General features: G+C 42.7%; 23 protein-coding genes. 16 read left to right on the plus strand and 7 right to left on the minus strand.

All coding sequences use genetic code 11. The features are described from left to right. Nucleotides 1-59: 59 nt before the first annotated feature. Nucleotides 60-755 carry a hypothetical protein gene (locus JJQ94_RS13110; RefSeq protein ID WP_099029729.1) on the minus strand — a complete coding sequence of 232 codons (696 nt, stop codon included), beginning with the start codon at nucleotides 753-755 and terminating at the stop codon, nucleotides 60-62. 255 nt (nucleotides 756-1010) lie between these two features. On the opposite strand from JJQ94_RS13110, the gene JJQ94_RS13115 reads away from it, so the two are divergent. Continuing rightward, on the plus strand, nucleotides 1011-1862 hold the full coding sequence (locus JJQ94_RS13115) for a GNAT family N-acetyltransferase (RefSeq protein ID WP_099029728.1): 852 nt from the start codon (nucleotides 1011-1013) through the stop codon (nucleotides 1860-1862). Between the two features lie 6 nt (nucleotides 1863-1868). Here JJQ94_RS13115 and JJQ94_RS13120 read toward each other — a convergent pair whose 3' ends face one another. Continuing rightward, nucleotides 1869-2765, minus strand: a complete 897-nt coding sequence (locus JJQ94_RS13120; RefSeq protein ID WP_099029727.1) for a LysR family transcriptional regulator — start codon at nucleotides 2763-2765, stop codon at nucleotides 1869-1871. 109 nt (nucleotides 2766-2874) lie between these two features. Between JJQ94_RS13120 and JJQ94_RS13125 the strand changes: the two genes are divergently transcribed. Then, nucleotides 2875-3630, plus strand: coding sequence for an SDR family oxidoreductase (locus tag JJQ94_RS13125; RefSeq protein ID WP_099029726.1), 756 nt, complete (start codon nucleotides 2875-2877; stop codon nucleotides 3628-3630). A 24-nt stretch (nucleotides 3631-3654) separates the two neighbouring features. On the opposite strand, the gene JJQ94_RS24195 is transcribed toward JJQ94_RS13125, so the two are convergent. After that, on the minus strand, nucleotides 3655-3858 hold the full coding sequence (locus JJQ94_RS24195; protein ID WP_236596609.1) for an ATP-binding protein: 204 nt from the start codon (nucleotides 3856-3858) through the stop codon (nucleotides 3655-3657). A gap of 405 nt (nucleotides 3859-4263) precedes the next feature. Here JJQ94_RS24195 and JJQ94_RS13135 point away from each other — a divergent pair, with 405 nt between their 5' ends. The 6 genes from JJQ94_RS13135 to JJQ94_RS13160 all read left to right on the plus strand — a co-directional run bounded on the left by JJQ94_RS13135 (nucleotide 4264) and on the right by JJQ94_RS13160 (nucleotide 10259). Further along, nucleotides 4264-4644, plus strand: coding sequence for a BlaI/MecI/CopY family transcriptional regulator (locus JJQ94_RS13135; RefSeq protein ID WP_099029725.1), 381 nt, complete (start codon nucleotides 4264-4266; stop codon nucleotides 4642-4644). Between the two features lie 3 nt (nucleotides 4645-4647). Continuing rightward, the gene (locus JJQ94_RS13140; RefSeq protein ID WP_099029724.1) at nucleotides 4648-5976 is read left to right on the plus strand and encodes a M23/M56 family metallopeptidase; all 1329 of its coding nucleotides are present in this window, start codon (nucleotides 4648-4650) and stop codon (nucleotides 5974-5976) included. A gap of 1 nt (nucleotide 5977) precedes the next feature. Further along, nucleotides 5978-7321: a M23 family metallopeptidase gene (locus JJQ94_RS13145; RefSeq protein ID WP_099029723.1), complete on the plus strand. Its 1344-nt coding sequence runs from the start codon at nucleotides 5978-5980 to the stop codon at nucleotides 7319-7321. Beyond that, nucleotides 7281-8537: a DUF418 domain-containing protein gene (locus JJQ94_RS13150; RefSeq protein WP_236596610.1), complete on the plus strand. Its 1257-nt coding sequence runs from the start codon at nucleotides 7281-7283 to the stop codon at nucleotides 8535-8537. Before JJQ94_RS13145 ends, JJQ94_RS13150 begins: the two co-directional genes overlap by 41 nt. Before the next feature lie 88 nt (nucleotides 8538-8625). Continuing rightward, nucleotides 8626-9210 carry a GNAT family N-acetyltransferase gene (locus JJQ94_RS13155; protein ID WP_099029721.1) on the plus strand — a complete coding sequence of 195 codons (585 nt, stop codon included), beginning with the start codon at nucleotides 8626-8628 and terminating at the stop codon, nucleotides 9208-9210. Between the two features lie 116 nt (nucleotides 9211-9326). Beyond that, nucleotides 9327-10259: a class I SAM-dependent methyltransferase gene (locus JJQ94_RS13160; RefSeq protein WP_099029720.1), complete on the plus strand. Its 933-nt coding sequence runs from the start codon at nucleotides 9327-9329 to the stop codon at nucleotides 10257-10259. Nucleotides 10260-10564: 305 nt separating this feature from the next. Here JJQ94_RS13160 and JJQ94_RS13165 read toward each other — a convergent pair whose 3' ends face one another. The 3 genes from JJQ94_RS13165 to JJQ94_RS13175 form a co-directional block, all read right to left on the minus strand. Continuing rightward, nucleotides 10565-11947 (minus strand): alkaline phosphatase D family protein, encoded by a 1383-nt coding sequence (locus tag JJQ94_RS13165; protein WP_099029719.1) that lies wholly within the window; start codon nucleotides 11945-11947, stop codon nucleotides 10565-10567. Nucleotides 11948-12125: 178 nt separating this feature from the next. Then, on the minus strand, nucleotides 12126-12887 hold the full coding sequence (locus JJQ94_RS13170; RefSeq protein WP_099029718.1) for an AraC family transcriptional regulator: 762 nt from the start codon (nucleotides 12885-12887) through the stop codon (nucleotides 12126-12128). Beyond that, on the minus strand, nucleotides 12865-13326 hold the full coding sequence (locus JJQ94_RS13175) for a carboxymuconolactone decarboxylase family protein (protein WP_099029717.1): 462 nt from the start codon (nucleotides 13324-13326) through the stop codon (nucleotides 12865-12867). The genes JJQ94_RS13170 and JJQ94_RS13175 overlap by 23 nt, the downstream gene beginning before the upstream one ends. A 133-nt stretch (nucleotides 13327-13459) precedes the next feature. Between JJQ94_RS13175 and JJQ94_RS13180 the strand changes: the two genes are divergently transcribed. The 4 genes from JJQ94_RS13180 to JJQ94_RS13195 all read left to right on the plus strand — a co-directional run bounded on the left by JJQ94_RS13180 (nucleotide 13460) and on the right by JJQ94_RS13195 (nucleotide 15623). Continuing rightward, complete coding sequence (locus JJQ94_RS13180) at nucleotides 13460-14467, plus strand: phytanoyl-CoA dioxygenase family protein (protein ID WP_099029716.1); 1008 nt, start codon at nucleotides 13460-13462, stop codon at nucleotides 14465-14467. Nucleotides 14468-14582: 115 nt separating this feature from the next. Continuing rightward, complete coding sequence (locus tag JJQ94_RS13185) at nucleotides 14583-15053, plus strand: DUF3291 domain-containing protein (protein WP_099029715.1); 471 nt, start codon at nucleotides 14583-14585, stop codon at nucleotides 15051-15053. Further along, on the plus strand, nucleotides 15040-15399 hold the full coding sequence (locus tag JJQ94_RS13190) for a cupin domain-containing protein (protein WP_236596611.1): 360 nt from the start codon (nucleotides 15040-15042) through the stop codon (nucleotides 15397-15399). The genes JJQ94_RS13185 and JJQ94_RS13190 overlap by 14 nt, the downstream gene beginning before the upstream one ends. 5 nt (nucleotides 15400-15404) lie before the next feature. After that, nucleotides 15405-15623, plus strand: coding sequence for a DUF6500 family protein (locus tag JJQ94_RS13195; protein ID WP_099029765.1), 219 nt, complete (start codon nucleotides 15405-15407; stop codon nucleotides 15621-15623). Nucleotides 15624-15674: 51 nt separating this feature from the next. Here the strand turns inward: JJQ94_RS13195 and JJQ94_RS13200 are convergent, their stop codons facing one another. After that, nucleotides 15675-15860, minus strand: a complete 186-nt coding sequence (locus JJQ94_RS13200; RefSeq protein ID WP_010604566.1) for a hypothetical protein — start codon at nucleotides 15858-15860, stop codon at nucleotides 15675-15677. A 146-nt stretch (nucleotides 15861-16006) separates the two neighbouring features. Here JJQ94_RS13200 and JJQ94_RS13205 point away from each other — a divergent pair, with 146 nt between their 5' ends. From JJQ94_RS13205 to JJQ94_RS13215, 4 genes are read left to right on the plus strand one after another with little or no spacing between them, the layout of a single operon-like run. Next, nucleotides 16007-16804, plus strand: coding sequence for a PhzF family phenazine biosynthesis protein (locus tag JJQ94_RS13205; RefSeq protein WP_099029714.1), 798 nt, complete (start codon nucleotides 16007-16009; stop codon nucleotides 16802-16804). Next, nucleotides 16791-17084, plus strand: coding sequence for a hypothetical protein (locus tag JJQ94_RS13210; protein WP_236596612.1), 294 nt, complete (start codon nucleotides 16791-16793; stop codon nucleotides 17082-17084). The genes JJQ94_RS13205 and JJQ94_RS13210 overlap by 14 nt, the downstream gene beginning before the upstream one ends. Nucleotides 17085-17088: 4 nt before the next feature. Then, nucleotides 17089-17232, plus strand: coding sequence for a hypothetical protein (locus tag JJQ94_RS24200; protein ID WP_236596613.1), 144 nt, complete (start codon nucleotides 17089-17091; stop codon nucleotides 17230-17232). 41 nt (nucleotides 17233-17273) lie between these two features. Then, nucleotides 17274-17732 carry a YaiI/YqxD family protein gene (locus JJQ94_RS13215; RefSeq protein ID WP_010371749.1) on the plus strand — a complete coding sequence of 153 codons (459 nt, stop codon included), beginning with the start codon at nucleotides 17274-17276 and terminating at the stop codon, nucleotides 17730-17732. Nucleotide 17733: the final 1 nt, after the last annotated feature.

Raw genomic sequence — 17733 nt, forward strand, 5'->3', positions numbered from 1 at the left:
ACTTTCGTTATCGTGCCTTGAGAGAGTTTAATTGATACAGCTAAGCTTCTTAATTGAACTTAAGAAAACTCGGCGATAACCAATACTCTCTTGTGCTTAGCACTATAAAAAACAATCCCTTCACCACCGCCCTCAAAATAAGTGGAGAAGCAGAAGGTGCCAAGGTACGTAAAATCTACGTCATGCTCTTCATCAAAAAAGCCAATTTCACGAGTGGAGTAGTGGCTGTAATTCTCGCCGCTTTGCTCATCCATAGCGTCAAAATAGCGCGTTTCATCATCACCTTCTTCATCCCACAAATAGGCGTCCCAATTGCAACCGAGTATGGGTTGGCCACCTAATTCAAATAGCGGATCGCTTTCATCGTTTTCGTCAAGAGAGTAGTTAAGTCGTTGATGTTTGGCGTAGAAGCTGGCTGCTTGCTGATAATATTCGCTATAGTCTTCGAAACCCTCATTCTCTTCACTTAGATTGTCAACATTGTGAGCGTCAACCTGCCACCCAATGTCTGTCAGTGAGTAGGAAATATAAGGAAGGTCGCCATCAAAAATTTCCATAGAAATCGGTAATGCGATAAGTACATTATCATCGCTGTTTACGTCTAACTTTGAATAGGCAAGTAGTCCTATTGGTAATAGCTGATTGTCATTAAACGCGACCTCTTGGCTGCTCGGGAATGGCTTGTAAAAATCAGTCGCTTGTAACACTTTTGTCGCAGGGCATGCGAGCGCCGAATCTTTAATGTAGAGGGCCATAAAACAACTCCTTTTTATGGTTTATTTTGTGGTGCACACCATATAGCGATGCGTGTGGAAAATCAATCAGTGTAATAACAGTTCGGGCGTTAGTGTGCCTGTCCTTTATATTTCTCCTTAGTGTGCCTGTCCTTTATATTTCTCCCTTTATATTTGCTCCAAATTTGAGGCTTATTATGCCTATCACTGGGCCATTGCAGTGCAGGATTGTCCGCTATAATTCAAGCTACATCAGGTGAGGAAAGTAGATACGCCATGGAAAATAGAGCATTTAAAATAAAAGTAATGGACCTAACTGAATTAGAAATTGCAGCAAAGTGGGCTCTGCAAGAAGGGTGGAATCCTGGGCTTAGCGACGCACAGTGCTACTATCAGGCCGATCCGAATGGCTTTTTAATTGGCTATCTAGGCGATGAGCCTATCGCTTCGATTTCGGTGGTTAAGTACGATGATTCATTTGGTTTTTTAGGCTTTTATATTGTTAAACCAGAATATCGAGGTCAGGGTTATGGGATGCAGATTTGGCAGGCAGGACTTCAATATTTAGCTGGTTGTAACGTCGCACTGGATGGAGTGGTCGCGCAGCAAGAGAATTACAAAAAATCGGATTTTAAGCTCGCCTATCGTAATATTCGCTACGAAGGAGTGGGTGGTGGCGAAGCGCCAGATTGCTCAAACTTAGTGGTACTTGAAAGATTACCGATAGAAGAGGTCATTGCGTACGACAGTGCGTTTTTCCCAGCAAAAAGAGTAGCCTTTGTTAATGCTTGGATTAACCAGCCGGACTGCTACGCTTTGGGTATTAAGCAGGGTGACATACTTGCAGCCATAGGTGTGATCCGCCCTTGTCACGTTGGCTATAAAATAGGTCCTCTTTACGCTGATAGCGCAGAACATGCAGAAACACTCTTCTTAGCGCTTAGGTCCAAGGTATCAGCAACTGAGGCCATTTACTTGGATGTGCCAGAAGTAAATGCAGTTGCTGTTGCGCTTGCACAAAAGTACAAGATGTCGCTTTCTTTTGAAACCGCGAGAATGTATACCGGTGAACGCCCCGATTTGCCATTAATGCAAGTGTTCGGGGTAACTTCGTTTGAAATTGGCTAGTTTGATTCAATCGAAGCGGTATTGCTGATAGGTTGAAGTCAATAGCGCAACAAACTCCCGTACCTTTGCGGGAGTATATTGCTTCGACAAGTACAGTGCGTGAATAGGATAACTTTCATCGTGTAGTTCAGGTAGTAGCTGTACACAACTGCCCATAGCTAATTCATCTTTAAATGCCCATAGCGGCCCGTAATGCACACCAAGGCCAGCGTTTACCCAATTTTTTAGTACTGCAACACTATTGGCGACGAGTTTACCACTTACCGCAACGGCTTCACGATGCAGGCCTTTACCGAGAATGAGCTGATCACCAAGCTTAGGTTTATTGTAAAAGATAAAGTCCAGTTTGCTTAAATCGCTAAAGCGTTGTGGTTGTCCCATGCGCTCAATATACGATTTAGAGGCCACCAAGACCCTTGGTACTTGGCCTAGTTGTCGGCAAATCAAGGAGGAATCATCCAGTTTGCCAATCCTAATTGCAATATCGATTTGCTTAGCCTTGAGATCTTCAAAATGACTGCCGAGCAGTAACTCGATATTGAGGTCTGGATAGGTGGTTATCATGGTTTGTACCACAGGAGCAATGAAGCGCTCGGCGAAGTCTTGTGGAGCTGCAACCCTTAATGTGCCAGAAGGCAGTGCTGAGGTGCCCGAAATCGACTCTTCTAATTCCCTTTTTTCATCTAGTAGTTGTTTTATACCTTTATAGTACTCAAGCCCAACTTCAGTTGCGGCCGTTTGCTTAGTGGAGCGCTGTAAAAGCTTTACTCCTAATCGACTTTCTAAGTTTGCGAGCTTTCGGCTTACCGAGGAGGGATCGGTACCTATCACTTCAGCCGCAGATTTGAGGCTGCCAGATTCAACGGTAAGAACAAACAAATCTTCTTCAGTAATCGATTTCATAGCGGATGTAAAAAATGCAATTAGTAAATGACTAAAATCACTATACCTGTATCCCTTTCACCTAGCTACACTAAAAGTCGATTGAATATTTCAAGTAGGAGAAATAGGTATGTCTAAGCAATTAACAGGTAAGGTTGCGTTTATCACTGGGTCATCCAAAAATATGGGGAAGGATTTTGCCATTGCGCTGGCAAAGCAAGGCGCTGATCTTGTCATTCACTATCATAGTGCCCATTCTAAACCACAAGCACTTGAAACCCAGAAGGAAGTTGAAGCTCTTGGTGTTAAGACGACGCTAGTACACGGAGATGTCAGCAATAAAGCGCAAGTAATGAATATATTTGAGCATATTATTAGTGAGTTTGGCGGCGTAGATATCGTTATCAATAATGCCGGTACTATCAGCAAAAAACCGTTTGTTGAATATAGCGAGGAAGATTTTGACAGGCTATTTGGGATCAACTGTAAAGGGGCATTTTTTGTGATGCAAGAAGCCGCTAAACATATTCGTGATAACGGTCGGATCATTAATATGGGCACTTCGCTGTTGGCAGCATTTACTGGAAATTACGCGCTCTATGCTGGCTCAAAAGCGCCACTTGAGCATTTCACTCGTGCGCTGGCAAAGGAAATCGGACATCGAGGGGTGACCGTCAATACTATTGCACCAGGTCCAATTGACACAGACTTTTTCCATGGCGAAGAAAACGAGCAAACCGTTAATTATTTGCAGTCTGCAAGTGTAATGAACCGACTAGGGCAAGTGGATGATATTACCCCTGCGGTGCTTTATCTTGCGTCGGAGCAATCACGCTGGACGACTGGGCAAACTTTGTTTGTTAACGGAGGCTTTGTCACTCGTTAAGTATGCTATTAGGGCACAAGTTGGTTAGGCGGTTTGTGCCAACGTTTTGTTCGCCAACAAGATGGTAAAAGTGGTGCCATTTCCGGCTTTGGAATTGACTTTTAAGTCACCTTCTAAATGCTTTTTGACGAGATTATAGGTGACGGAAAGTCCAAGCCCGGCATGACCATGTTGGCGAGCTGTGGTGTAAAACGGCTCGAAGATCCGGTTTAGGATCTCATTACTCATACCGACGCCTTCGTCTTTGACTCGAATAAATATTTTATTGTCAGTGATCTCTAAACGAACTTTCCATCACATCCACTTGCTCTTGGAAGGATGACACCGCGTTAATTGAGACGCAAAGTGGGGTATTTACCTCGTGAGCCAATCCTGAAACTAAACTACCTAGGCTCGACAATTTTTCCGCCTCTACCAGTTGCTGGCGGATCACATGAATGTGGCTAAGGAGCTGATTGATGGCGAGGCTAACATCAGTCTGTGGTTATCAATGTCGATACGTTTTTCGAGACTCGAGCTTTCAATAATGTCGCCATTTTTCGTTGTGAAAATTCAAAAAAGCACAGTGTGCGACTTGTGTCGCACTTTTTTGTTTGTTAATGTGTGACATATGTCGCAGTTGTGAGAAAAACAATGAAACCAAACTCAACCGAACTAATCGTTTTAAAGATCCTTTGGCGTGAACAGCCAAGAACAGGCAAAGAAATTCACACAGAAATAGGATCAAAGCTCAGCTGGAGCTATTCATCAACTCGAAAAACCCTAGAGAGAATGTGTGAAAAGGGTTATCTCGCCGAGCAAATGCAAGGCAATAAAAAAATATACTCAGCTGTCCTTGCGAAGGTACCGACTCTCGCACTTTATGCCCAAGAGTTTGCAAAGCAAATCATGGAGTTGGATGAGCCTCTTCCAATCGCTATGTTTTCAGATAGTAAGTTAATTGCAGCGGATGAATTAGATGAATTAGAAGCCATGTTAGATGAGTTAGCTAAGGCGCAAGGTGATAAAGAGTAGGGTATGGAACTAATATTACTTTCGGTCTTGCTGTGGGTGGCGCTTAGTGGCTTAACGTACGCACTTGGAGTGAAATTCTCCGCTCGGTATTTACAGAATAAAGGACTTTGGTGGGGCGTGTTGGCAGTGACTTTTGTGCCTTGGATCCCACTTGAACACATGGAGCAACACAACGCCATTCCAGCCATACTGTTTAATGCCAATTTACAACAATTTGCAGAGCCGCTGCTGGCAATGACGAAGCGCACTCAAGTTGGGTCTGACTGGCTCAATCTGACGCTTATGGCTTTATTTATAGTCTATTGCGTTGGGCTTATTGCTCATTTTTTGGTACTTGGGAGACAGTATTGGCGAGTAAAACGCCTCTGTAGTACTGCCTCAAAAATAAAACTCGGCGCACGGAGTTGCTATCAATTGCCAATTACTTGCTCTCCTTTTGTGTTCGGACTGTGGCAACCTAAAGTGTATTTGCCGATGGAATTTGACACGCTACCAGAGGCAGAGCAGCAAGCACTTATTCTGCATGAGTTAACACACATAGATAAAGGCGATCATATTGCCGTCGTAATTTGGCGAATACTCGCGACGCTTGCTTGGTTTAATCCGTTTATTGCAAAAATGGAACAGGGCTTTATTCGAGCGATGGAATATCGCTGTGATGAGGTGACGATAGCGAAGCACAGCCTTGAGCCTGTGGCTTATAGCAAAGCATTAATGAACTCTTTAAAACGGGCTGCTGGGCAGCCGAAAACGATGAATATGACAGCAAGTTTTGCGTCTAACTCATTGACTTTAGATGACTATAAAAAGCGTTTTAGCGTTATTCTTAAATCTAAAAATAAGCCAAACAACCTAGTGTTGATAGGGTTTTTTGTGTTGCTTAGTTCAGGTTTAGCCTATGGTAATATTCAGTGGACAATGGGAACGGCAATGGTCAGTAAAACATGGACATACCCAGTCGTCAGTCCTGAAATAACGTCAAGGTTTGGGCATGTATCGAACTTTCGTCACAATAAAGCACATCAAGGACTGGATCTAGCTGGTGGTATTGGTGAACCTGTGATGGCGGTTGCCAGCGGCACGGTCACGATTGCAGATGATAAAACCTTGCCTGCGAATTACGGTAAAGTGGTGTTGATCCATCATGACAATGGTTATCAAAGTCTCTACGCACACCTAGATAGCATTGATGTTGAAGTGGGTGAGCAAGTATCGCAAGGAGAAGTGATTGGTACCATAGGTGAAACCGGTCGAGTTACCGGTCCACATCTACATCTAGAAGCTCTGCATAACAACACGCGCATTGATCCGCTGACCTTATTGGAAAATTAACATGATAAAAAAGCTTTCTATCGCCATTGCAATGATGGCAACTTTAGGCTGCTCGAAACAACCCGAGCAGATACATTCGGTTAATAAAGCGCAAGAGAACACCTTTGTGTCGGCGCAACCAGATCAAGAGCAAGCTGTTGTACATAGTGGAGCCGCTGGAGCTTCAGCCGCGGCCCAAATCACCCAGGAGCTACAGCCAGTTCAAGATATTCGTTTACTTGAACTTAAATCGGGTGAGAGTTTAGCTAATCTTTTAAGTGGGTTTGCGTTTAGTGACCGAGATAGTTGGCTGGTGGAACAAGCCGTGAGTACGTGGACATCGCTGACTAAACTCAAGGCTGGACAGTTAATAGAAGCAGAGCTTGTAGACGGACAAGTACAGCAGATCCGCTTTGAATATGCATTTGCACAGGTTATTGAGATTAAAAGAGTAGATGAACAGTGGCATGCATCGCTAAGTGAGCTTGAAACCGTCACGCAAACAAAGCGTTTATCGACAAGCATAGATTCTAGTTTTTTTGTGGACGCCAGCAAAATTGGGGTGCCTAATGATATTATCAATCAAAGTATTGTGGCCTTATCTCACCTTGTCGATTTTCAAAGAGAAGTATATGCCGGCGATCAAATTGATTTTGTATTTCAAGAACAGCAGCTTGTGGCAGCCGAAGATATACTCAAGCAAATCTCCAAACCTTTAGAATTACAACATGTTGCGCTACTTTCAGGAAAAGAAAAATACCGCTTATACCGGTTTACTGATAATGGCGGAACGACCGCTTTTTACCACCCTGATGGTACTCTCGCGCAAAGCTTTCTAATGAAAACTCCGCTTAACGGTGCTCGATTATCGTCAAACTTCGGTAAACGTCATCACCCTGTATTGGGCTATACCCGAATGCACAAAGGGATCGATTTTGGTGCGCCTGTTGGTACGCCTATTATGGCTGCGGGTTCTGGAAAAGTACTCAAAGCTGGGTGGGGCGGCAGCTTTGGTAATCGCGTAGTGTTAGATCACGGTAAAGGCTATCAAACACTTTATGCTCACTTAAATGGCTTTGCGAACGGCCTCAAGGCTGGGACGCGAGTAAAGCAAGGCGATGTGATTGGCTATCTTGGTAATACCGGCTTGTCGCAGGCGCGTCACTTACATTATGAAGTGCATAAAGACGGAAAAGCCATCAATCCACTCACCCTAAAACAACCAAAAAACACTAAGCTAAGTGACACGCAATTTGATGAATTTAGCGCGCAGGTAGCACAAATTACCACACTGCTCGATAGCGAAAACACAAAGCTGGCTCACAATGAAGGACAGTCGGGCAGCATGGGTAATGCCGATGACTAGCCCTGAAATAAATCGCATTAACAGCCTCGACTTTATTCGCGGGGTAGCAATCCTGTGTATTTTACTTATCAACATCGAAAGCTTTGCCTATCCCAATCCATGGGGCAGTTACCAATATGGCTTTATGACGGATATAGACAGTGAGGTAAGGTACTGGGTTTATGTATTTGCTCAGGGCAAGTTTTACGGACTGTTGGCGATGTTATTTGGCGCAGGTCTCACCATTATTCTTCAAAAACAGCCATTTGAATTTGCTATTAAATTAAGTGCGGCAAGGCTAGTGGCTTTATTTATACTCGGCCTTGTTCATGCTTATTGTATTTGGAGTGGCGACATTCTTTATCACTATGCCGTGATAGGAATGATTGCCACCACCGCCATATTACTTGGCGCCCGGGCCATTAAAGTCAGCATAGTAATTTGTTTGGCGTTTATGTTAGTTGCAGGTTTTGGCAGAGCAGAGCGTACCAACGCCCAATACGATGCCTACCAAGCAGCACTTAATGTGGACGAAGCGTCTCGCACACGAGACCAGCAAAAAGCGATTAATCGGTGGCAGAATAAAACCGAACCACGGACACCCACCCATCGTACTTTGGAAGAAACGCCAAGCTTAACTGAGTATTGGCAGGAAAACTTCGACAGTCCGCAAGTCCACAAAGGTAAGCTGTTTTATTCAAGTATTTTTTGGTCCACGCTAATGATGATGCTGATAGGCTCGCAGCTGTTTCAATGGGGATTGTTCTCAAAGACTAAACTTAGCCCATTTGCGGTTGTGGCACTGCTTTGCTTGATTGCGGTGTCGTGTTATGCCACTCAAGCTCGCTATTTTCATTGGCTGCAAAGTTCACATATCCCAGTGTTGTCTTACGCTAAACAAATGATCATTGTACTTAACCGGGAGCTGCAAGCGATTGTTTACTTGGTTTTGTTATCTTTACTATATAACTGTTGGTTACATCGGTTCAAATCCCTTGAGGCGATAAATCAAGTGGGTCGATTTGCGCTGAGTAATTACATTGGACAGCCACTGTTATTGGTGGTGATATTTTATGGCATTGGATTACATAATACGCTAAGTCGCAGTGAGCTCTTGCTCTTATGGCTTGTTATTACGGCAGTGCAGCTGCTATTAAATGTGATTTACGGGCGATTCTTTAAGGTGGGTCCCGTTGAACGAGTATGGCGCAAACTAACAATTAAGTTACATGCATAATCGACTCGAATTTTTTACAAATTCGAACTTCATACCTAAGCTAATTTTGACCTAATATTGAAGTCGACACGTTAGCTTGAGGTAAGGTATGGAAATAGAAATAACACAAGGATGGGATATTGAGCATGCGCAAGCGGCTGCTGAGCTTTATGTTGACGCGTTTGGTAGCAAATTCACAGCCGCAGTGCCGGATCGCAATAAGCTGATCACTCTTATCGCGAAGAGCTTTATCTCAGAATACTCTTTTGCTGCCTTTGCAGACGGCAAGTTAGTGGGGATTGCGGGCTTTCAATATGGCAAAAGCGGTTTTACAGCGAATATGGGCTTTACTGGACTCATTGACGAGTTAGGCTTGCTAGGCGGGATTAAAGCCGCAGCGGTGTTTACCCTATTTGAGCGAAAGCCTGCGCCCAATGAAGTGGTGATGGACGGCATCGCTGTTGCAAAATCGGTCAGAGGACAAGGTGTTGGCACTGCGCTTCTAGTGGCACTGCAGCGCTATACCAAACAAAGCGGGTTTCACGCTTTACGACTTGATGTAATTGATTCTAATCCCCAAGCAAAAAAGCTTTATATGAGAATGGGCTTTGTTGCCTCCCATCACGAAGATTTTTCTTATCTCAATTGGTTAATCGGTTTTAGCGGGGCAACAACGATGTTGTGGCGTCCATAGGACCGGTTCTCTTTGCTGCTAAAAATAAACGTGAATGATAAGCAGACCTTAGGCATTTGCTTTTGCTTTGAAGTAACAAGTAAAATGCCGAACTTTATGCATAACCAGACACCGACATGACAGCAATAAATCCTGTATCGACCCTACTTAATCATCTGCAAACCCAAGAAGTACCAAACGAGCTTAGGCGTTTATTTCATGGACGTGGTCGTTGCTATGAAGGGCTTGAACAAATCACAGTAGATTGGTTACAAGGTCAGCTCCTAGTTTCTTTATTCAAGGAGCACGACGTTGACTTGATAGCGTGGTTAAAGCAGGCCTTATTATCACTTGTGGAGACAGAAGCGTTTAACGGAAAACTCTCTGCTATTTTGTTACAACATCGTTATTTGCCTGACTCAGATCTCGAGGTCTTATATGGTGAATTAACAGCTATGCCTATCGTTGAAGAAAATGGACTTAAATATGGCTTAAAGCTCGGCGTAAAGCAGAACATGGGACTGTTTTTAGACATGCGTTTGGGTCGTGAGTTTGTTAAAGCTCAGTCAGCGGGTGCTCGGGTACTTAATCTGTTTTCTTATACTTGTGGGTTTTCTGTTGCTGCGATTGCGGGCGGTGCTGCCCATGTTGTGAATCTAGATATGGCAAAAGCGGCGCTCAAGCAAGGCCGAGTCAACCACCAACTCAATGAACACGACCTCAGTAATGTGTCTTTTTTAGGCCATGATTTATTTAAATCTTGGGGAAAAGTACGTAAATATGGGCCGTACGACCTTATCGTAATTGATCCGCCAAGTTTTCAGAAAGGCAGCTTTGCACTGACCAAAGACTATCAACGTATTTTAAGAAAGCTTCCAGAGTTACTTACGCCAAATGCCCAAGTGTTGGCGTGTGTGAATTCTCCCGATGTTTCAAGCCAATTTCTGATTGATGAAATGACTAGAGAGGCACCAACACTTACGTTTGTTGAACGTTTACAAAATCCACCTGAATTTAAAGACATTGATGAGCAAAGTAGCCTCAAGTGTTTACGATTTAAAGCGGATTAATGTAGCGCAGATTTGATTTGATACTGGTTCAATTTGAGAGATTAAATTTGATGCTAGCGGCATTAAAAATGTTTTATGTAGAACAACTAACAAAATTTTTGCTTTGTTTAAATTGATGTAGGCACCTTGGTGATGGTTGAATGCGTAAGTGGAGCATTGATCTTGGGGTGCAGCAAGTACGCTATTGGCAGTATGTTTAGGTAAAACGAACAAAGCGCCGGGGGAATAGCATTGTAATGAAACGTGATTGCGAGCAACCGAAAAAACTAACCCATCGGTTTATGCTCGCACTCCCGCATCTTTTGTCAAAATTGATAGCTTTTACTGCCCAATTTTTTTCCTTTTCTAGAGTAAAACTCAACCTTTACCTTGTCTGTAGAAATGCAAAGACGAGTAAAGGCATCTTCAGGGTAGACCTCACTAGCGTTTTCTACTTTGTATTCATTGGTCGTAGTGGTATCTAACACACCACTGAGCTTAAAGCCTTTTCGATTTGGATGAGGGTATGGCCAGAAAAATGCAGAGGAAACGATTGAGGTAACTTTGATGTCATTATTGATTTTTACTTGAGATGCCATGCAGGCATGGACATCTCCCGAAAGAAACAGCACCTTAGGAATTTGCTGGCTGTTTATGCACTCAAAAATTTCATCTCTTTGATTGATAAATCCATGCCACTTATCCTCTGATTCAGACTCATAGGGAGGAACACTAGTTACAATGACTTTTACCTGACCATTGCCATTGTTCAACCAGCTGAGTAGCTCGGTCATTTGTCTAGGACCTATAATTTCTTTGTTGGTATGTGAAATATCTCTTTCTGTACGAGTGTCGCAGATAAAAAAGTCACAGCAACCATCTTGGTAGCTGTACCAAAGGTGAGTTGGCGTTCCCGTGATCCTATTATTTTTTAAAGAAAAAAGCGGGCTGTGGCTAGCTTGATAAGTTGTATATGCGTGTATTGCAGAAGGAAACTTTGTGACCCAATCCTTTTTGTTGGCTGATGATGGCCAATTATCTTCTATTTCATGATCATCAAGTATCATATAGGTCGGAGTGCAGGACATCAGTTTACGTATATGTGGTGTGTTTAATGCTACGCGATACCTGCTGTTAAATTCATCGACATAAGTGTCAGCACCAACAAAGTTGAGGTCATCGGCATAAATTTGGTCGCCACACATGATAACTTGATCGACTTCCTTGCCTTCGTCTATTTGCGTTAATATCGAGCGGAATGTTCTGTCGCCTCTGTCGTCCCACCACATGCCTCCAAATAGGCGTAAAGCGTATCGACAAGAGCCAAAAATAATATTTCTTTTAGCTGTAGTGTCTGTTGAGGCGGTTTTAAATTGGTGAGATTCTATATTTTGCCAATTAAGGATTTTCTTAACATTAATTTCGGCTGTATCTAAATCGGAAAAAAACCACCCAACTTGATATTCATATTTGGTATTAGAATCAAGGTTGGGTATTACTATTACACCTGTGAGGTCAAAGTTAGGGTTCATCTTAAAATACATTGGGGAGGAATATTTCGCATTAGAGCGCTTTTTATACCTAATGACACCATGTGCTTTTCTTGGTCTGTGGTCAGCGATTGATAATTCGGCTCGACCAAAAATGCGAACCTGATCTCCTGAAGTGTAACCGACGATTGGACCAACCGTCAGGCGCTGAACGTCCATATAGATCTCCTTGCCTAAAATAAGTGGTTTGTTTTTTGTTCAGTTTTAATTAATGATAGTGTAAAAATCATCAATCGCAATTATTGAGCAATCATTTAAGGGAAGATTCAATTTTGGTACCATTTTTATAATGGTGTTTTGGTTGATTAGAAAAGGAAACTGTATATTAATTAAATGATTATTTTCTATTTTTATTATTGTTCGCACATTCGATGAGCTTTCTATACTTTGCGGGAGTGATCTTTAATATCGTGCCAAACTCTCTGATAAAGTGTGACTGATCTGAGTACCCACATTCTTGTGCTATTTGAGAAAGTGCGAGTCTCGGATTTGCTTGTAGTCTTTCTTTAGCCTGTCTGGCACGATAAATTCGCTCTAGCTGTTTCGGGGTGATACCACAGAGTTGTTTCATATTTCTTTCTAGTTGCCTTGTACTTAACGGAGCTTGATCATAAGCCTCATTGAGTGGCACATACGCAGTGAGTAGTTTAACGAGCTTTTGCGTGTAGTATGTAGAGCTATGAAGCGGTACAAGTGTATTTAAACTGGGTGCGAGTAACGATTTGAACGTAAGAAAATCGGATCTGTCCTGCAGTTTTTCTGCAAGTGTAGTTAGCTCTTCGGGCAATGCAAGTGGATGTTGAACATGTTGTAATTGTGCGAATCCGCCTGGGTGAAAGCGCACTCCGCAAAACTGTGCCTTTGCGGAGTAGCTAATTTTTCTTGATTGTGTGGCGGTAGCCTGCATATAAACGGAATGTGTTAATGCTTCTCCGTCAATGGCTATAATTCCCGTTAAGGGGAAAATAAATCCAGTTGCCCCGTCGCTTGGAAGCCAAGTTTCTCCGCGCTTGTGTGATTGTGCAAACCAGATAGCTTGCACATAGTTAGCGATTTCACCTGTTGGGTTTATTAATTCAAGTGTTAGATCTGTGCTCATTGAACTCTACATTCGGCTTAAACATTTTCACGATCCGATTCCAGCTGTTGATGGCATTAATAGCGATAGTTAACGTGGTCAAAGCTTTATCATCAAATTCTAAAATGAGTGTTTGATAAAAAGCGTCGTCAATCATTTGTGCGTTTGTTAGCTTTTCACAAAGCGCTAATGCCAGTTTTTCTTTATTGGAGTATAGCGGCATGTCTTGCCATGCACTTAATCCAATAATACGATTAGTGGTTTCACCATACTCTAGTGCCTGTTTAGTGTGCATTGCAATACAAAAAGCGCATTGATTGATTTGTGATGCTCTAAGTTTAATAAGCTCCCAGATTGTGACTCCAAAAGTTGCATGTGCCTGCTGTTTTAATAATTCCTCTTGTCCCAATAAGTGCTGAATAAGCTCAGGTGCCTGATTGAAGTAGTCTGCTCTTTTCATTTCTAAATCCTCATGTTTAGTGATACGTATAGTGTAATGAGGTGTAAGCGGTAAAAATTGAAAAAAAACGTCTTTGTAATACAATTTTAAGGAGGGTACACATAACTCTAATTTAAAGGATGGTTGTAAAATAATGTGTGATGTAAACCTTGCTCTAGCGCTTTATCATTTATCCACACTCAAAAAAATCTGGCTTCAGGCCAACAGCACTTTTACAAATAAACAGCAGCAGGTAGAGCCAGTTGGTTTCGAATTATATAAAACGACTTTTGACATACTCGGCCTAAGTCTATCTCAAGCACATCAACTACAGTTTCAGTATGCCCATGACTACGATAGCTTTATTGATGCAATTGTAACAATTGCTCAGCCGAGTAGTGAAAAAATAGCACTGTTAAAACATGTCACCTGTCATTTTCCTTGCCCCGACAGTTATCAAGAAAAAATAGCTGCTGTTCAGAATATGCCGAATGTACTCACTGAGGACGACCTGAAATGCTGGCAGGACAACGGCTATGTCATCGTTAAAAATGCAGTGAGTGCTGAAGGTTGTGCCAATGCGAGAAACGCCATCCAAGACTATTTGGAGATAGAGTTAGCAGATCCAAAGACTTGGTATAAGGTTAACCAAGAAAAATTGAGTCGCAGTATGGTGCATTTGGTACAACATAAAGCACTGGAAGACAATCGGAATTCGATGAGAATTCATAAGGCCTTTAGCCAGTTATGGCAAAGCGAACAACTGATAGTTTCAACCGATCAGTGTGGTTTTAACCCGCCTGAAACCGTGCAATGTAGTTTTCAAGGTCCTGATCTACATTGGGATTTAGATTTCTCTAAGCAACTTAAGTTTGGCACGCAAGGGATTTTGTACCTATCAGACACGGAAGAAAAGCAGGGTGCAACAACGATTGTGCCAGGATTTCATACAAAGCTAGAGTCATGGCTTGCAACTGCCCCATGGGATCCATGTATACCAAACACTGAGTACTTACATCAATTGGGTTCCAAAGCAATTGCAGCCAATGCGGGAGACATGGTGATTTGGCACCAGTTTTTACCCCATGGTGGCAGCGCGAATACAGCAAACGCACCTCGTATAGTGCAATACATCAATATGCATCCATTCCCAGAAATGTAGAAGGTGAAAAAATCTCTATTTGGTTAAATTTTGTCTTAACTTGGCGGCGAGCAAACAGTAGTATGATTGTGAAGTTTGGGAGAATGTAGCAACTCACCATAAGGAAAAGCCGTCGATGCAATTAGCACAACTCAATATAGCCACCGCTAAATACCAAATGGATGCGCCAGAAATTCAATACTTTGTAGAAAGTTTAGACCGCATTAATTTACTCGCAGAGCAAAGCCCTGGCTTTATTTGGCGCTTAAAAGATGAAACCGGTAATGCAACAGAGATTGAGGCGTTTGATGATCCAAATATTATCGTGAACATGTCTGTGTGGCAGTCGGAGCAAGCGCTCAAAGATTTTATGTTTAAAACCGCGCATAAAGAATTTTTGGCTCGCAAAAAGGAGTGGTTTCACCGCGCTGAGCAGGAAACTTACGTGTTATGGTGGGTTGAAGAGGGCCATATCCCAACGCTTGATGAGGCGAAAGAAAGACTCGATTACCTGCGTCGTTTTGGAGATTCGGCTTATGCCTTTACGTTTAGAAGTAGTTTCACCGAACTAGACGTAAGGGAGAGGGAAGCTTGTGAAGAAGATTAATCTTGGCGAAAAGTATTCGTTATTTTCTGAGCTCTGGTCGCCGAAAGTAATTGCTCAGATGAATGATTATCAATTTAAACTTGTAAAAGTCGAAGGTGAATTTGTTTGGCACCAGCATGACCAGACGGATGAGGTTTTTATCGTGATAGCAGGAGAGCTTAATATTGCATTTCGCGATGAGGTGGTAACGTTGTGTGCAGGTGAAATGATAGTCGTACCTAAAGGTGTAGTGCATAAGCCATTTGCTGAGCGTGAGTGCCAAGTTATGATTGTTGAGCCGTGTGGTGTGGTGAATACCGGTGATGTTGGTGGTACACTTACCGCAGATAATGATGTATGGATTTAACGAAAATGCGCGCGGCACTAAGAAGTAAGATAATAGAGGTATGTGATAAAAAAATTGCACAAAAAGGGGATAATGTTAGCGTTTCATTTTACGCTTTTTTTGCCAATAAAAACACAGAACCTGCACTGCTCATGGAAGCGGCAACTTGGTGGATACAAATCCACGAGCTTGATCACTTCGAAAAGGCACAAAAGATAAAAACAATAGTTGAAAGTGGAAAATAGGCCTTAAAGGACATGGTTTTGGGTCATCAATCGAGATGACCCAACTGGCAGTTACAGCGTGTAAAAAGACACAAAAAATACTGCAACAGATGCAAGTGCAAACATAGTGTACTCAGTGATCGTTTGTTTGCGTTTCTCATCATCAGTTTTAGGGGCTGTCGCTATCATTAGCAGGCTAGTGACAAACATTGCTAATGAATATAAGCATAAGATTGATAAGGTAGCATCTGTAAACATATAAGCCTCAACTTGGTTCTACTCATTTTAACTACGTGCATCATGGTCTCACAGATCAACCTCAACACACGTTTATTTAAGTTGTATTCGCTTCTAATTACAGTAAATTATACTGTGTTTTTAGGTGTTTCTGAAAGGAGTAAAAGATGCAAGTTGAGTATTTTGTGGTTGACGCATTTACGCGTAAACGTTTTGGTGGCAATAACGCTGCAATCGTTGAGGTTGAAAATTGGCTTAGCGACGGCCTAATGCAGCAGATAGCCATCGAAAATAACCTTTCAGAAACCGCCTTTTTGAAGCCAATTGGTAACAATCATTATGAGATCCGGTGGTTTTCTCCAATTACTGAAATTGATTTTTGTGGTCATGCCACGCTCGCCGCTGCGTACGTGCTTTTTAATCACAAGGGAAAGTCAGGTGAGATAAAATTTCAAACCCAAGAAGTCGGGACACTCACAGTTAAGCAAGTGGCTGATGGTCGCATTGTGATAGAATTTCCGAACTTGGCCCCTGAGTTAACGGAAGCCCCCGACGCACTGCTGGAAGGGCTTAACGTAACACCGACGCGGGTACTTAAAAATCGCCAAGCGTACTTTGTGATTGTTGAGACCGAGCAGCAAGTACGCAGCTGTGAGTACGACAGCGATAAACTGAAAACCCTTGCGCCTTTTGATGTTGTGGTGACAGCAAAAGGCGATGATGTTGATTTTGTGTCGCGCTACTTTTGGCCCGCCAACGGGGGCGATGAAGATCCGGTTACCGGCTCAATTCATGCCGGGTTAGCGCCATATTGGGCAAAAGCACTAAACAAACAGAAACTTCATGCACATCAGGCTTCAACACGTGGCGGTGAGCTATTTTGTGAAGTGACTGATACGAATGTCATCGTATCTGGATTTGGTGTACTTTACGCAAAAGGAATATTCGAAATTGAGGACGAATAAGATTTGCTTCATACAGGCAAAAGACAGTGACTTTGATTACCTAGTGGCACTGCGTAAAGCGACCATGGTGCTGCACTTGGAAAATGCCGGGCTGTTTTTGACTGAGGCTGAACATAAAGCCCGAGTATTATACGAATACTCAAGCTCACATTTGATATACGTGAACGAAAAGTGTGTTGGCTTGGCTAAGTTTAAGCAACGTGAACATGACTATTACCTCTTTCAGCTGCAAATAGAGCCCCAGCAACAAGGAAAAGGGGCTCGGTGCGCAAGTCATTAAAAGCTTGATAGAAGCCCACTCAACATTGCCTTGGGTATTGACGGTGCTTAAAGCTAATCCCGTGAAGCGTTTATATGAAAAGCTGGGATTTGTGCAGTTTGATGACGATGAACATGAGTTTCATTTTAGGCGTGAACCTAATCCCTAAATTTAGTATTCTCTAGCCAATTTAAATTTAAAAGAGTTGTTATGGCAAAACAAATATGGGTAGATGCCGATGCCTGTCCCGTGGTAATAAAAGAAATGCTGTTTCGCGCTGCGGTGCGTACTTCTACCACGGTTACATTGGTTGCAAATCAATATCTAAAAACGCCTCCGTCTCCTTTTATTCAAAAGCTTCAGGTTCCAAAGGGATTTGATATTGCAGATAACGAAATCGTGAAGCGCGTTAATGAAGGTGATTTGGTTATTACTGGCGATATTCCACTCGCAGACGAAGTCATTGAGAAAAAGTGCACCGCACTTAATACGCGCGGTGAATTGCTGACGAAAGAAAACATAAAATCTCGCTTAAATATTCGTGACTTTATGGACACGATGCGTGCCAGCGGCGTACAAACTCAAGGGCCACCACCTTTGTCTCAAGCTGATAAGCAAAACTTCGCCAATCAATTGGATACTTGGATCACCAGAAACACAAAGGGGTAGG

The organism is Pseudoalteromonas sp. GCY (assembly GCF_016695175.1).
GTDB lineage: Bacteria > Pseudomonadota > Gammaproteobacteria > Enterobacterales > Alteromonadaceae > Pseudoalteromonas.